Source organism: Pseudomonas mosselii (assembly GCF_019823065.1).
In the GTDB taxonomy this organism is placed as follows: domain Bacteria; phylum Pseudomonadota; class Gammaproteobacteria; order Pseudomonadales; family Pseudomonadaceae; genus Aquipseudomonas; species Aquipseudomonas mosselii.
The window spans coordinates 2,677,378-2,691,952 of sequence record NZ_CP081966.1 but is presented as its reverse complement, the minus strand read 5'-3'; the positions used below and the strand labels follow the sequence as shown (position 1 = coordinate 2,691,952).

General features: G+C 66.3%; 12 protein-coding genes and 1 pseudogene. 10 read left to right on the top strand and 3 right to left on the bottom strand.

Going from position 1 to position 14,575, the window contains the following annotated elements; translation table 11 throughout:
- Positions 1 to 173: 173 nt before the first annotated feature.
- Positions 174 to 641 carry a VOC family protein gene (locus tag K5H97_RS12520; RefSeq protein WP_028689460.1) on the top strand — a complete coding sequence of 156 codons (468 nt, stop codon included), beginning with the start codon at positions 174 to 176 and terminating at the stop codon, positions 639 to 641.
- Between the two features lie 87 nt (positions 642 to 728).
- On the top strand, positions 729 to 1,922 hold the full coding sequence (locus K5H97_RS12515; RefSeq protein ID WP_028689459.1) for a hypothetical protein: 1,194 nt from the start codon (positions 729 to 731) through the stop codon (positions 1,920 to 1,922).
- Positions 1,923 to 1,992: 70 nt separating this feature from the next.
- Here the strand turns inward: K5H97_RS12515 and yiaY are convergent, their stop codons facing one another.
- Both yiaY and ilvA read right to left on the bottom strand, forming a co-directional pair.
- Positions 1,993 to 3,141: an L-threonine dehydrogenase gene (yiaY, locus tag K5H97_RS12510; protein WP_028689458.1), complete on the bottom strand. Its 1,149-nt coding sequence runs from the start codon at positions 3,139 to 3,141 to the stop codon at positions 1,993 to 1,995.
- Positions 3,142 to 3,219: 78 nt separating this feature from the next.
- On the bottom strand, positions 3,220 to 4,782 hold the full coding sequence (gene ilvA / locus K5H97_RS12505; RefSeq protein ID WP_028689457.1) for a threonine ammonia-lyase, biosynthetic: 1,563 nt from the start codon (positions 4,780 to 4,782) through the stop codon (positions 3,220 to 3,222).
- Between the two features lie 351 nt (positions 4,783 to 5,133).
- Here ilvA and K5H97_RS12500 point away from each other — a divergent pair, with 351 nt between their 5' ends.
- Complete coding sequence (locus K5H97_RS12500; RefSeq protein WP_028689456.1) at positions 5,134 to 6,135, top strand: FecR family protein; 1,002 nt, start codon at positions 5,134 to 5,136, stop codon at positions 6,133 to 6,135.
- 55 nt (positions 6,136 to 6,190) lie between these two features.
- On the opposite strand, the gene K5H97_RS12495 is transcribed toward K5H97_RS12500, so the two are convergent.
- Positions 6,191 to 7,510 (bottom strand): Na+/H+ antiporter family protein, encoded by a 1,320-nt coding sequence (locus K5H97_RS12495; protein ID WP_028689455.1) that lies wholly within the window; start codon positions 7,508 to 7,510, stop codon positions 6,191 to 6,193.
- Positions 7,511 to 7,772: 262 nt separating this feature from the next.
- Between K5H97_RS12495 and K5H97_RS30005 the strand changes: the two are divergent.
- The 7 genes and pseudogenes from K5H97_RS30005 to K5H97_RS12465 all read left to right on the top strand — a co-directional run.
- Positions 7,773 to 9,062 (top strand): annotated as a pseudogene (locus tag K5H97_RS30005) (HAMP domain-containing protein); the annotation flags it as partial.
- A gap of 102 nt (positions 9,063 to 9,164) precedes the next feature.
- Entirely contained in the window at positions 9,165 to 9,920 is a 756-nt protein-coding gene (locus tag K5H97_RS30000) for a methyl-accepting chemotaxis protein (protein WP_371041468.1), read from the top strand.
- A gap of 159 nt (positions 9,921 to 10,079) precedes the next feature.
- A complete protein-coding gene (locus tag K5H97_RS12485) occupies positions 10,080 to 11,096 on the top strand; it encodes an ABC transporter substrate-binding protein (RefSeq protein ID WP_028689453.1) in 1,017 nt (338 codons plus the stop codon).
- A complete protein-coding gene (locus tag K5H97_RS12480; protein WP_028689452.1) occupies positions 11,093 to 11,941 on the top strand; it encodes an ABC transporter permease in 849 nt (282 codons plus the stop codon). Before K5H97_RS12485 ends, K5H97_RS12480 begins: the two co-directional genes overlap by 4 nt.
- A gap of 55 nt (positions 11,942 to 11,996) precedes the next feature.
- Positions 11,997 to 12,860 (top strand): LysR family transcriptional regulator, encoded by an 864-nt coding sequence (locus K5H97_RS12475; RefSeq protein ID WP_028689451.1) that lies wholly within the window; start codon positions 11,997 to 11,999, stop codon positions 12,858 to 12,860.
- A gap of 128 nt (positions 12,861 to 12,988) precedes the next feature.
- Complete coding sequence (locus K5H97_RS12470; RefSeq protein ID WP_028689450.1) at positions 12,989 to 13,906, top strand: AEC family transporter; 918 nt, start codon at positions 12,989 to 12,991, stop codon at positions 13,904 to 13,906.
- Between the two features lie 47 nt (positions 13,907 to 13,953).
- On the top strand, positions 13,954 to 14,565 hold the full coding sequence (locus K5H97_RS12465; protein WP_028689449.1) for a cell wall hydrolase: 612 nt from the start codon (positions 13,954 to 13,956) through the stop codon (positions 14,563 to 14,565).
- Positions 14,566 to 14,575: the final 10 nt, after the last annotated feature.

The following is a 14,575-nucleotide window of genomic DNA, read 5'->3' as shown; positions in this document are numbered from 1 at the left end:
CGCTACGCGCCCCTTTCGCGACACAAGGCCGCTCCTACACCGACCGCATCAGCCACAAAACAGGTTTTTTATAGACAATCGATATAACTCGACTGTCGATTTTCCATCCGCCTAGACGACTCTAATCACCAGGCTGTTGCAAACAACAACCCACGTGAAAGGAGCTTACGCAAATGGCAGTCAAACCCATCCCCGAAGGCCAGCACAGCATCACCCCCTACCTCGGCATCAGGGAGGCCGCCAAGGCCATCGAATTCTACAAGCAGGCCTTCGGCGCCATCGAGATGTTCCGCCTCGAAGGCCCTGACGGCAGCGTCGGCCATGCCGAGCTTAAAATCGGTGACTCGTCACTGATGCTCGGCTCACCCTGTGACAAGGAGGGCGGCCTCAAGCCCAGCGAGGACATCGAGGTCCCCGGCGTCGGCCTGCACTTGTATGTCGAGGACTGCGACACAATCTATGCCCAGGCCCTGCGTGCCGGCGCGACGCCAGTGCGCGAAGTGCAGGACCAGTTCTACGGCGACCGCAGCGGCACCCTGATGGATCCGTTCAACAACCTGTGGTTCGTCTCTACCCACAAGGAAGACCTCACCCCCGAGGAAATCCGCGCCCGCGCCGCCAAACTGTTCAGCGGCCAGTGAGCGGCGGACCCCAGGCCGCAAGCTTCAAGTTGAAAGCCATCGCGCTTTGCTGGAAGCTTGAGGCTTGTAGCTTGGAGCTGCCTCTCAATGCGTATCATCGAAAAATCCGGCGCGCAGGTGCGCAGCCTGACCCTGGCCGAAGAGGAACTGTTGGCCAGTTTTGCCACCGGCACCCTGGCCGGCCCCCGCCTGCTGCAGGCCAACCAGTGGCTGATGAAGGTGCGCAGCGCCAACCAGTGGCTGGCCTGCGATTGCCGCCAGGATGCCCTGCCGGTGCTCAACGTGTCGCTGAACGGCAACACCGGCACCCTGTTCCTGCGCAACAATCCCGATACCGCCGAACATACCCCGGGCTGCCCGTTCAGCAAGGACGAGCGCGAGACCGGCGCAAGCGCCGAGGACAACACGCCTCCCGCGGCCTGGCTGGCACCGGATGCGCCGCTGCGGCTGCTTGGCGACTACCGCCGTGCCAGTGATGGCGAAACGACCGCCGGACCACGCGACCCCGGCGAGCGCCGCGAGCAGCAGCGGCTGCTGTCGTTGCTGCTGACCTGGATCGAGGCCAGCGGCCTGAACGTCTACGCCACCCACCTGAAGAAGGATCTCACCGCCCAGTTCGCCGAGCTGCGCGGCGTCGCCAGCCGCTATCCGCTGCTGGAGCGGGTGCCGGCCAGCAACTACCTGGAAACACGTCTGGACATGAAGCACATGATGATGCTCAAGGCGCGCCTGCGCGAGGCCACGGTGTTCGGCAACCATCGCCGCCATGGCCTGCTGCTCGACTGCGTCGACCAGATCAAGGGCCGCAAGCTGTTCAACAACCGCAGCGAGGACGGCTTCGACTTCCAAGGTCATCACCATTACTGGGGCGGTAACCGCGCCTCAGGCCCCTTGCTGGCCCTGGCGCTGTACTCGCCGGCCACCGCCGGCAGCCATTTCTACGAGTTGATCCATGTGGCCAGCGTGCCGGTGCTTTCGCGCGCGCACCTGTTCCCGGTGTACCGCGACGAAGAGCGCGAGCCGCTCAAGGCGCTGGTGTCGCTGATCGACTGGATGGCGAGCAAAGGGGTGAAGGTACTGATGCGCCGCCCGGTGATCGGCGGCCAGGTGATGGACGAGCTTGTGCTGACCTCGGACCAGGACCGGGTGCTGTCGGTGTCGTTGCTGGAGCAACCGATCGGGCCGGAGCCGGATGCCGAGAACTTCAAGCGCTACGCCGACTTCAAGAGCCTGGAGACCTTCCGCAAGTACGTGGCCGGGTTCTTCATGCGCGAACGCTGAGCAAGCCCCATCAGGGTCGTTTTTCGCGACCCTCGTGGAAACGGGCTTGCCCCGCGATGACACGACCGGACTAGAACGCGGCCTTGAAGATCGCCTCGATCTCCACCTGGCTGGCCACCCGCGGATTGGTCAGCCCGCAGGCATCCTTCAACGCATTGGCCGCCAGCACCGGCACATCCTCGACCTTGGCCCCCAGCTCCGCCAGCCCGGCCGGTATGCCGATGGCCGCCGCCAGGTGCTCGATGGCCGAGATCGCCGCCCCGGCGCCCTGCTCCGCGTCCAGCCCGCAGACCTTCACCCCCATGGCCTTGGCCACGTCACGCAGGCGCGCGGCGCTGACCTTGGCGTTGAAGCGTTGCACATGGGGCAGCAGCACCGCGTTGCACACGCCATGGGGCAGGTCATAGAAGCCACCCAGCTGGTGCGCCATGGCGTGCACGTAGCCCAGCGAGGCGTTGTTGAAGGCCATGCCTGCCAGGAACTGGGCATAAGCCATGTTCTCCCGCGCCACCAGGTCGCCGCCGTCGGCAACCGCCTGGCGCAGGTTGTCGCTGATCAGGCTCACGGCCTTGAGCGCGCAGGCGTCGGTGATCGGCGTGGCGGCGGTGGAGACATAGGCCTCGATGGCGTGGGTCAGCGCGTCCATGCCGGTGGCGGCGGTGAGGCCCTTGGGCATGCCGACCATCAGCGCCGGGTCGTTGACCGACAGGATCGGCGTGACGTTGCGATCGACGATGGCCATTTTCACGTGGCGCGCCTCGTCGGTGATGATACAGAAACGGGTCATCTCGCTGGCGGTGCCCGCCGTGGTATTGATCGCGATCAGCGGCAGCTGCGGCTTGGCCGAGCGATCCACACCTTCGTAATCGCTGATATGCCCACCGTTGGTGGCGCACAGGGCGATGCCCTTGGCGCAGTCATGGGGCGACCCGCCCCCCAGCGAGATCACGCAGTCACAGCCCTCGCGACGCAGCATCGCCAGACCCGCCTCGACGTTGGCGATGCTCGGGTTGGGCTTGGCGCCGTCGAACACCCGCGAATCGATGTCGCGCATGGCCAGCATCCCGGCGATGCGCTCGGCGACGCCGGCCTTGGCCAGCCCGGCATCGGTGACGATCAACGCCTTGCGCAGGCCGTAGCCGGCGATCGCGGTCATCGCCTCCTCCAGGCAGTCGATGCCCATGATGTTCACGGCGGGAATGAAGAACGTGCTGCTCATGGCCGGGGTCCTCTCAAGCTGACGGTGGGCTTTGAGCATCCGCCGAATTGGGCGTGGGCGCGTTGATCCAGGGCAAACCTACCCCATGAACAGCCGATACGCCGGGTTCTCCGTCTCGTCCCAGTACTGATAGCCCATCTCGTCCAGCGCCCGCGGCAGCCCGGCCAGCTCGTCGTCCGGCACCTCCAACCCAGCGAACACCCGTGCCTGCGCCGCGCCGTGGTTGCGGTAGTGGAACAGGCTGATGTTCCAGCGCTTGCCCAGGCGTTCGAGAAAACCCAGCAGCGCCCCAGGACGCTCGGGGAACTCAAAGCGCAGTACCCGCTCGCCGCCGCCCGGCGCCGCGTGGCCGCCGACGGTGTGGCGCACGTGCAGCTTGGCCAGTTCGTTGTCGGTAAGGTCGAGCACCTGGTAGCCCTGCTCGTGCAGGCTGGTTAGCAGTTGCTCCCGTGGGTCGTGCAGGGGGTGGGTCTGCACACCGACGAACAAGCGCGCCTCCTTGCCCGGGTAGTAGCGGTAGTTGAACTCGGTGATCTGGCGCTTGCCCAGGGCCAGGCAGAAGGCGCGGAAGCTGCCGGGGCGCTCGGGGATGGTCACGGCGATGATCGCCTCGCGCTGCTCGCCCAGCTCGGCGCGCTCGGCCACATGGCGCAGGCGGTCGAAGTTGACGTTGGCACCGGAGTCGATGGCCACCAGGGCCTGGCCCTGCAGGCCCTCGCGGGCCACGTAGCGTTTGATGCCGGCCACGGCCAGGGCGCCGGAGGGTTCGGTGATCGAGCGGGTGTCGTCATAGATGTCCTTGATCGCCGCGCACAGCTCGTCGCTGCTGACCGTCACCACCTCGTCGACGAAGTGGCGGCACAGCTCGAAGCAGTGCGCGCCGATCTGCGCCACCGCCACGCCGTCGGCGAAAGTGCCGACCTGCGGCAGGATCACCCGCTCGCCGGCGGCCATGGCGGCCTGCAGGCAGTTGGAGTCCTCCGGCTCGACGCCGATCACCTTGACCTCGGGGCGCAGGTACTTGACGTAGGCGGCGATGCCAGCGATCAGGCCGCCGCCGCCGACCGGGACGAAGATCGCATGCAGCGGGCCGGGGTGCTGGCGAAGGATCTCCATGGCCACGGTGCCCTGCCCGGCGATGACGTCAGGATCGTCGAACGGCGGCACGAAAGTCGCGCCGTCGCGATCGGCCAGTTGCAGGGCATGGGCCAGGGCGTGGGGGAAGCTTTCGCCGTGCAGCACCACATGGCCACCCCGTGAACGCACGCCTTCGACCTTGAGCGAGGGGGTGGTGGTGGGCATGACGATGGTGGTCTTGATGCCCAGGTGCGAGCCGGCCAGGGCCACGCCCTGGGCATGATTGCCGGCCGACGCGGTGATGACGCCGCGCTCGCGCTGGGCGCACGTCAGGCGCGACAGCCGGGTGTAGGCGCCGCGGATCTTGAAGGAGAACGTCGGTTGCAGGTCTTCGCGCTTGAGCAGGACCTGGTTGCCCAGGCTGGCCGACAGGGCCGGCGCCGCTTGCAAGGGGGTTTCGATGGCCAGGTCGTACACCGGGGCCGAAAGAATCCGGCGTACTTGCTCGGACAGCAGTTGCTGGGGCGTTGCCGGGGTACGCAGGGTGGCGCTGAAGCTGGTCATCGATGACTCCTGGTTTTTTGTAGTGCCCAGGAGTCAGAGAGAAGAAACCCGCCTCCAGGGCGGGTTCAGTGCATGTGTGCGCTAGCCCGCCAAACTGATAATGGCGGTAATAATGCTGAGGGCGCGACGCTGCGGGAATAGGTTCATGGGGTGGGAAACTAGCGTGTGGCGTGAGAAGAAGTCAAGGCTTGGTGTTACCTCCCTTGTCTTCCCACGCAGCCCCCTGCCCTGTTGTAGATGAAACACAACCGCAGATACGACGAAAAACTACACAATTGATAGTCATTCGCCATTAACTCGTTCTCGGAAGCACCCGCCCGGGGGTAGAATGCCGCAAAACCGGGAGCCGCGATGAACCAGGACCGCCACATTCCAAGCGAAGAAGATGCCATCACCGATGCCGCCGCGCATTGGTGCATGCGCCTGCACGCCGACGACTGCACGGCGGCCGAGCGCGAGGCATTCGGCCAATGGCTGGCGAGCGACCCGCGGCATGCCGAGGAATACCAGGCAATGCTGGAAATCTGGGACACCGCCGACCTGCTGCCGCGCAGCGCCCAGGTGATCCCGCTAGCCACCCGGCCAGCGGCGCCGACGCGCCACTGGCGGCCGTTCGCCTCCGCCGCAGCCATCGCCCTGCTCGCCCTGCCCCTGGCAGGCTGGGTCGGCTGGGAGCAGGGCTGGCTGCCCAACGGCTACCAGCACTTCGAAGCCACCGACCATCTGCGCCAGGTGCGTCTGAGCGACGGCAGCAGCGTCGAGCTGAACCTCCACAGCGAACTGCGTTTCCTCAACTACAAGGACGAGCGCAAGGTCACCCTGGTCAAGGGCGAGGCGTTCTTCAAGGTTACCCACGACAGCAGTCACCCGTTCATCGTCCACGCCGCCAACGGCCAGACCCGTGTCACCGGGACCCAGTTCAACGTGTGGAAGTACGAGGACCAGGTCAAGGTGACGCTGGTGGAAGGCTCGGTGCTGGTCAGCGCCAGCGGCAACGCCGGCGGCTATCGCCTTGGCCCGGGCATGCAGGCCAGCTACCACAAGGGTGACTTCGAACCCGAGCTGAACCAGAGCGACGACTACGGCAACAGCCTGGCCTGGCGCAGCGGCAAGCTGGTGCTGGACAACCTCAGCCTCGGCCAGGCGCTGCCGGTGATCAATCGCTACCTGGACAAGCCGCTCATGCTGGCCGACGACAGCACCGCCAGCATCCGCATCAGCGGCGTCTACAGTACCCGCGAGGTCGCCCGCCTCGTCGACACCCTGCCCAAGGTGCTGCCGGTGTACCTGACCCGCAGCAAGGACGGCAGCACCGTCCTCAACCGCATCGTCCCTGCGCCGACCCGCGGCTGAAACCCCGATCTGGGGCCGCAGGGCGGCCCCCGGTGATATCAGGACAAGTCGCCGATCACAACGTCATCGCCGCCAACCAGCCAAACGCCAGCAACGGCAGGTTGTAGTGGATGAACGTCGGCACCACGGTATCCCAGATGTGGTGGTGCTGCCCGTCCACGTTCAGCCCCGAAGTCGGCCCCAGGGTCGAGTCCGACGCCGGCGAGCCGGCATCGCCCAGCGCGCCTGCGGTACCGACGATGCACACCGTGGCCAGCGGATCGAAGCCCAGTTGCACGCACAGCGGCACGAAGATCGCCGCCAGGATCGGCACGGTGGAGAATGAAGAGCCGATGCCCATGGTCACCAGCAACCCCACCAGCAGCATCAGCAGCGCACCGACACCTTTGCTGTGATCGATCCACTGGGCCGAGGCCTCCACCAGGCTTTTCACTTCACCGGTGGCCTTCATCACTTCGGCAAAGCCGGACGCGGCGATCATGATGAAGCCGATCATCGCCATCATCTTCATGCCTTCGGTGAACAGGCTGTCGGTGTCCTTCCAACGCACGATGCCCGACAACGAGAAGATCAGGAAGCCGACCATCGCGCCGATGATCATCGAGTCCAGCCAAAGCTGGATGATGAACGCGGCACCGATCGCCACCCCAGCCACCAGCAGGGTCACTGGGTTGTACTGCACACTGACTTGCTCGACCTGCTCGATGCGTTCTAGGTCGTAGTCACGTTTCTTGCGGTAGCTGAAGCACACTGCCAGCAACAGGCCGGCGAGCATGCCCGCCGCCGGGATGGCCATGGCGTGGGTCACGTTGACGCCGCTGACATCCACCCCGGCGCGGCTGACATTGGCCAGCAGGATCTCGTTGAGGAAGATGTTGCCGAAGCCCACCGGCAGGAACATGTACGGGGTGATCAGGCCGAAGGTGATCACGCAGGCGATCAGCCGGCGGTCGATGCGCAGGCGCGTCAGCACATACAGCAGCGGCGGCACCAGCAAGGGAATGAAGGCAATGTGGATCGGCAGGATGTTCTGCGACGACACCGCCACCACCAGCATCAGGCCGACCAGCAGCCACTTGACCTTGCCACCGTCGGCATGCCCTTGGCGATCGATCATCGCCAGGGCCCGGTCGGCCAGGGCGTGGGCCAGTCCGGACTTGGCGATGGCCACCGCGAAGGCTCCAAGCAAGGCATAGGACAAGGCCACCGTGGCACCGCCACCCAGGCCACCGTTGAAGGCCTTGAGCGTGCCCTCGATACCCAGTCCACCGACCAGGCCTCCGGCCAGGGCGCCAATGATCAGCGCGATGACCACATGCACGCGGGACAGGCTCAGGATCAGCATGAGCCCGACCGCGGCAATCACTGCATTCATGGTGTGCGAACCTCGTTACGACAGACAAAAAGCGGGCATTCCGGCGACAGACTGCACACGGGCAGTGGCCGGACCAGGGGATGTTGTTATGGAGGGCGCACACTCTGAAGCACAGGCCGGCAGAAGTCAAAAGCGTCTGCGCCGCAACATCGCGTAGGAAATAGACGAAAGTCGCAGGGTTTAATTGAACGTTTGAATAAAGAAAATTCCGAACAGGCCGACACAGTCGGCAGCATCAAACCTATTACAAGGGATTTTCCCCATGCCTTTGCTGCGACAACTCTCCATCCAATGGAAGATCACCCTGCTGGCGGGCCTGTGCCTGGCGGCCATCGTCACCCTGCTCGTCGGCCTTTCGCTGTACCGCATGGATCACAGTTCGGACCTGGTGAAAGCCAGCAGCATGCGCATGCTCTCCGACTCGGCCCAGTCGCGCATCGAGTCCCAGGGCGAGGTCCAGGCCCTGAACATCCGCCGCCAGTTCATGGACGCCTACCAGTACGGCGCCGGCTTTGCCCGCCAGGTACTGTTCCTGCGCGAACAGGCGGAGAAACGCTTCCTCGACGCCTACGACCTGCGCCAGGACATGACCGCCCAGGTGCGTGCCGCGCTGCAGGCCAACCCCGACCTGCTCGGCCTGTCGCTGGTGTTCGAGCCGGGCGCGCTGGATGGCAAGGACAAGCTGTTCACCGGCCAGAGCGAGCTGGGCAGCAACGAGACCGGGCGCTTCGCCCTGTACTGGTCGCAGCCACGGGTCGGCCAGCTGACCTCGATGGCCCTGCCCGAGCACGACATGGCCAACACCGAGATCGGCCCCAGCGGCCAGCCGGCCAACACCTGGTGGGTGTGCCCGCGCAGCACCGGCACGGTATGCGTGGTCGAGCCGTACTTCTATGACATCGACGGCCAGCGCGTGCTGATGACCAGCATCGTGTTCCCGCTCAAGACGGGCGACAAGGTCATCGCCACCCTGTCCATCGACATCAACCTCAACAGCCTCCAGGCCCTGAGCCAGACCGCCAGCCGCAGTCTCTACGAAGGCCAGACCACGGTCGGCATCCTCAGCCCCGTGGGCCTGCTGGCCGGCTACAGCGCCGATGCCGGCAAGCTGGCCCAGCGCTTCGACCAGGTCGACCGGACCCAGGGCGCGGAACTGGTTCGAAAACTCGCCGACGGCAAGCTGCAGATTCTCCACGACCAGCAGCGCCTGAAGGTGCTGGCCGCCTTCGAGCCGATCCCCGGCGGCAAGCCCTGGGGCGTGCTGCTGGATGTGCCGGAAAGTGCCCTGACCGGCCCGGCCGAGGCCCTCAAGGTTGAACTCGACGCCCTCAACACCAGCGGCACCCTGCTCGAACTGGGCCTGGGCCTGGCCGCCGCCATCGCCGGCCTGCTGCTGGTTTGGCTGATGGCCCGCGGCGTGACCAAACCGATCCTCGGCGTGGCCGCCATGCTCAAGGACATCGCCAGCGGCGAAGGCGACCTGACCCGCCGCCTGCAGTACGACAAGCAGGACGAGCTGGGCGAGCTGGCCGGCTGGTTCAACCGTTTCCTCGACAAGCTGCAGCCGACCATCGCCGAGGTGAAACGTTCGGTGCAGGCCGCCCGCGGCACCGCCGACCAGTCGGCGGCAATCGCCGCCGAGACCAGCGCCGGCATGGAGCAGCAGTACCGCCAGGTCGACCAGGTGGCCACCGCTTCCCACGAGATGAGCGCCACCGCCCAGGACGTCGCCCGCAGCGCGGCCCAGGCTGCCCAGGCCGCGCGCGAGGCCGACCAGGCAACCCGCGAAGGGCTGGCGGTGATCGACCGCACCACCACCAGCATCGACACTCTGGCCGCCGACATGAGCGGCGCCATGGCCCAGGTCGAGGGGCTGGCGCGCAATAGCGAGAAGATCGGTTCGGTGCTCGAGGTAATTCGTTCGATCGCCGAGCAGACCAACCTGCTGGCGCTCAACGCCGCCATTGAGGCCGCCCGCGCCGGTGAAGCCGGCCGTGGCTTCGCCGTGGTCGCCGATGAAGTGCGCAACCTGGCCCGTCGCACCCAGGAGTCGGTGGAGGAAACCCGCCAGGTGATCGAGGCCCTGCAGGCTGGCACACAGGAAGTGGTCGGCGCCATGGACAGCAGCCACCGCCAGGCCCAGGGCGGTGTCGAGCAGGTCGGCCAGGCCGTCACCGCGCTGCAGCGCATCGGCCAGGCAGTGACCGTGATCACCGACATGAACCTGCAGATCGCCAGCGCCGCCGAGGAGCAGAGCGCGGTGGCCGAGGAGATTAACAGCAACGTCGCCACCATCCGTGACGTGACCGAGTCGCTGAGCGGCCAGGCCAACGAATCGGCGCGGGTCAGCCAGTCGCTCAACAGCCTGGCCAACCAGCAGCAGGGGCTGATGGATCAGTTCCGCGTTTGAGTCCACCCCGCCGGGGCTGCTACCAGCCCCGATTTCCCAGGCTGGCGCGTTCCCCTGTGGGAGCGGCCTTGCGTCGCGAAAGGGCTGCGAAGCAGCCCCGGCAACCTCGTCGTCTACACTTCTGCCGGAACCCAAGGACCGGCAACCGACGAGGCCCCGATGAAGAAAGTCCCCACCCTGCTGGCCGGCCTGCTGCTGGCCATCGGCCTGGCCAGCACCGACAGCGCCGCATCAGCCGAACAACCCGCCCCTATCCACTTCGGCGCCATCGGCTGGGAAAGCGGCGCACTGACCACCGAGATCCTGCGCCTGATCGTCGAACGTGGCTACGGCTACCCCACCGACACCCTGCCCGGCAGCACCGTGAGCATGGAAGTGGCCCTGGCACGCAACGACCTGCAAGTGATCGCCGAGGAATGGGCCGGGCGCAGCCCGGCCTGGGTCAAGGCCGAGCAGGCCGGCCAGGTGTTCGCCCTGGGCGACACGGTGAAGAACGCGGAGGAAGGCTGGTGGGTACCGGCCTACGTCATCAAGGGCGACCCGGCCCGCAAACTCAAGCCCTTGGCTCCGGACCTGCGCAGCGTCGACGACCTCAAGCGCTACCCCCAGGTATTCGACGACCCCGAGGCGCCCGGCAAGGGCCGCTTCCTCAATAGCCCCAGCGGCTGGACTTCCGAGACCGTCAACAGCCAGAAGCTCAAGGCCTATGGCCTGGACGGGCTGTACAACAACTTCCGCAGCGGCACCGGCGCGGCCCTCGACGCCGAAATCGCCGCCAAGATCAAGCTCGGCAAGCCTGTGTTGTTCTACTACTGGAGCCCTACTCCACTGATGGGCCGCTACGACCTGGTACGCCTCGAAGAACCCCCGTTCGATGCAACCGCCTGGGCCACCCTCACCGATGCCGCCAACCCCAGCCCCAAAGGCAGCCGTTCGCTGCCGGCCAAGCTCTCGATCGGGGTGTCGAAGGCGTTTCGTGACGCCCACCCGGAACTGGTCGCCGTGTTCGAGAAAGTCGACCTGCCCATCGACACTCTGAACAAGGCCCTCGCCGACATGAGCGAAACCCGACAGAAACCCCGCGACGCGGCGATCGCCTTCCTGCGTGCAAACCCTGCGGTTTGGAAGGCCTGGCTGCCCGCCGAAAACGCCGCCAAGGTCGAGGCCGGCCTGTGAGCGGCGGCTTCCCCGAAGCCCTGCAATTCTCCTTCGCCGGCTGGGTCAACCGCCTGGTCGACTGGCTGGTGCTGCACTATGGCGATCACCTGCGCGGCATCTCCGATCAACTGCTGCAACTGCTGGTGGGCCTGGAAAACCTGCTCCGGCTGCTGCCTTGGTGGCTGCTGTTGCTGCTGGTCGGGCTGCTGGCCTGGCACGCCAGCCGCAGCCTGGCACGGGCAGTGGTGCTGCCGCTGCTGCTGGCGCTGATCGGCATGCTCGGGCTGTGGGACAAGCTGCTACAGACCCTCGCCCTGGTGCTGGTGAGTACCGGCCTGTGTGTGCTGGTTGGCGTGCCGCTGGGCATCCTGCTGGCCACCCGCCCCCTGGCCCGGCGCCTGATCCTGCCGGTGCTCGACGTGATGCAGACGTTGCCGGCCTTCGTCTACCTGATTCCAGTGCTGATGCTGTTCGGCCTGGGCAAGGTGCCTGCGGTGTTCGCCACCCTCATCTACGCCCTGCCGCCGCTGGTGCGCCTGACCGACCTGGGCCTGGCGCAGATCGACCCGTCACTGCTGCAGGCCGCTCACGGCCTGGGCGCCAGCCGCTGGCAGCGCTTGCGACGCATCGCCCTACCGCTGGCCTTGCCGAGCATCATGGCCGGGCTCAACCAGTCGGTGATGATGGCCTTGTCGATGGTAGTGGTGGCCTCGATGATCGGCGCCCGCGGGCTGGGCGAGGATGTGCTGGCGGGAATCCAGACCCTGAACGTCGGCCAGGGCGTCGAAGCGGGCCTGGCGATCGTCGCCCTGGCGATGGTCATCGACCGCATCAGCCAGGCCTATGGTCGCCCCGGGCGCTGAGGCCCACATTCGCGTATCGTACCCGAGCCCTGCCAGCATCCGGAGCCTGCCACACGTGTCCCTCAAAGCCCTGCGCACCCTGGTCACCATCGCCCGCCATGGTACCTTCGCCCGCGCCGCCGACCTGCTGAGCCTGACCCCTTCAGCGGTGAGCCTGCACATCAAGACCCTGGAAGAAGAGCTGCAGGTCGCCCTGTTCGACCGCAGCCGCCGGCAAGTCGTGCTGACCGAGGCCGGGCAACTGGCGGTAGCGCGCGCAGAAGGCATCCTGGCTGCCTACGACGAGCTGGCCGATACCCTGGCCAGTGGCCCGAGCCTGCGCGGGCGCCTGCGCATCGGCGCGATCCACACGGTGCTTGCCCGGCGCCTGCCCAGAGCGCTGGTTTGGATCAAGGCCCACCATCCCGAGCTGCATGTCAGCGTGGTCTCGGGCATGTCGGCGGAGCTCGCCCGCCGGGTCGAGGATGGCGAACTGGACGCGGCCATCACTACCGAGCCCGTCAGTCCGTACCCGCAGAGCCTGCAGAACACGCCGCTGTTCGAGGACCGCTTCTGGGCCATCGCCAGCCCTGACCTGGCCGGTCAGAGCCTGCCGACACTGCTCGCCAACCAGCCGTTCCTGCGCTTCGACAAGCGCGCCTGGGCCGGTCGGCAGATCGAACAGGAACTGCGCCGCCAGCGCCTGCAGGTCAACGAGCAGATGGAACTGGACAGCCAGGAGGCCCTGGCGCGGATGGCAGCCATGGGCTTGGGTGTGGCGGTCATTCCCATGAGCGACGATGACCTCGAACGATTGCCGGCCGCCACCGTGTTGCCCTTCGGCGAGCCACAGCTGACCCGGCGCATGGTGCTGTTGGAACACGAGAAGAGTCAGCGCCGGCATTTAAGCGCCGTACTCAAGACTGCGCTCGAGGCATGACTCCCAAGGGCTGCGAAGCAGCCCCAGATCCATGCAGTTTTCCTCAACAGTCGCTAAAGAAAACAGCGTTTTTTCTGCTTACTCGACTCCGTTAGTCTGTGGCGGTACCCGACCATGGACCCGCGCCCATGCTCCCTCTGCTGCTCACCACCCTTGTCCCGATCATCCTGCTCATCGCCCTGGGCACCTGGCTGCGGCTGCGTGGCTTTCTCGCCGAAACCTTCTGGCCCGGTGCCGAGCGCCTGAGCTACTACGTGCTGCTGCCGTCGCTGTTCCTCCACGGCCTGGCCACCGCCAACCTCGACGGCGTGCCGGTGCTGGGCATGGTCGGCGTGCTGATGCTCTCGACGCTGCTCGGCGCCCTGCTGCTGGTGCTCTACCAGGGCGCGGCCAGTCATGACGGCGCCGACTTCACTTCGGTGTTCCAGGGTGGCGTGCGCTTCAACAACTATATTGGCGCAACCCTGGCCGCCGGAATCTACGGCACGGCCGGCATCGCCCTGGCGGCGGTGGCCAACGCCGCCATCGTGCCACTGGTCAACCTGCTCTGCGTGCTGGTCTTCGCCCGCTTCAGCGCACGCCACAGTTCACCCGCCACCGTGCTCAAGGCGATCTTCGCCAATCCGCTGATCATCGGCTGCGCCGCTGGGCTGCTGCTACGGCTGACCGGCCTGGGCCTGCCGGCCGGCCTGGAACCCACGGTCAAGGCCCTGGGCCAGGCGGCGCTGCCACTGGGCCTGTTGTGCGTCGGCGCGGCGCTGGGCGGGGCGCGCCTGGGCCAGCAGGTCAAACCGCTGGTGGCCGCGTCGCTGTTCAAATTCCTGGTCATGCCGCTGACCACCTGGTGCCTGTGCCGGGTGCTCGGGCTGGGCGGCCAGGCCGCGGTGGTAGCCGTGCTGTTCCAGGCGCTGCCCACCGCCTCGTCGTCCTACGTGATGGCGCGGCAAATGGGCGGTAACGCGCCGCTGATGGCCACCATCATCGCCCTGCAGACCGTCGTCGCCGCCGCAACCCTGCCGCTGATGCTGACTTTGACGTTGAGTTGATGCGATACGGCTAGACTGTGGACAGCCCACCCTGCGGAAACTCGATCATGCGCCTATCGTGGATGCTGTTCGGCCTGTCCCTGACCCTGCTTACAGGCCCCCTCCCTGCCGCCGACAGCCAGAAGGCCGCGGTCGCCGAAGACAAGGCACAGGCGCTGGAAGAAAAGGTGGTCGAGGATGCGCCACCGCCGAAAAAGCAGGAAACCCTTACCCCCGGTGAAGTCCAGGCCGTCGACCCAGCCGGCCAGGCGCCGATGGACGACAGCATCACCTGCCTGGCGCGCACCATCTACTGGGAGGCCAAGGGCGCCGACACCAAGGACATGAGCGCGGTGGCCAGCGTGGTGCTCAACCGCCTGGGCCACGAGGGCTTTCCCGACAGCATCTGTGGGGTGGTCAAGCAGGGCGTCGAGAGCAAGAGCTGCCAGTTTTCCTGGTGGTGCGACGGGCGCCCCGACCAGGTGGAAGAAGCGCAACGTTACGCGGTAGCCAAGGAAATCGCTCGCAAGGCCCTCAACCAGCAGTTGCAGGACCCGACCGGCGGCGCGCTTTATTTCCATGACCGCAATGTGAACCCGGAGTGGGCCAAGGCCTACCGCAAGACCGCCGAGACCACACACTTCCTGTTCTACAAGCCGAACCAGGCGCTGGCTCGGTAGACTCAGAACT

Coding starts and splice junctions, on each gene's coding strand:
- K5H97_RS12520 (WP_028689460.1), top strand. CDS start 174: ATGGCAGTCAAACCCATCCCCGAAGGCCAGCACAGCATCACCCCCTAC.
- K5H97_RS12465 (WP_028689449.1), top strand. CDS start 13,954: ATGCGCCTATCGTGGATGCTGTTCGGCCTGTCCCTGACCCTGCTTACA.
- K5H97_RS12500 (WP_028689456.1), top strand. CDS start 5,134: ATGAACCAGGACCGCCACATTCCAAGCGAAGAAGATGCCATCACCGAT.
- K5H97_RS12470 (WP_028689450.1), top strand. CDS start 12,989: ATGCTCCCTCTGCTGCTCACCACCCTTGTCCCGATCATCCTGCTCATC.
- ilvA (WP_028689457.1), bottom strand. CDS start 4,782: ATGACCAGCTTCAGCGCCACCCTGCGTACCCCGGCAACGCCCCAGCAA.
- K5H97_RS12485 (WP_028689453.1), top strand. CDS start 10,080: ATGAAGAAAGTCCCCACCCTGCTGGCCGGCCTGCTGCTGGCCATCGGC.
- yiaY (WP_028689458.1), bottom strand. CDS start 3,141: ATGAGCAGCACGTTCTTCATTCCCGCCGTGAACATCATGGGCATCGAC.
- K5H97_RS12495 (WP_028689455.1), bottom strand. CDS start 7,510: ATGAATGCAGTGATTGCCGCGGTCGGGCTCATGCTGATCCTGAGCCTG.
- K5H97_RS30000 (WP_371041468.1), top strand. CDS start 9,165: ATGGAGCAGCAGTACCGCCAGGTCGACCAGGTGGCCACCGCTTCCCAC.
- K5H97_RS12515 (WP_028689459.1), top strand. CDS start 729: ATGCGTATCATCGAAAAATCCGGCGCGCAGGTGCGCAGCCTGACCCTG.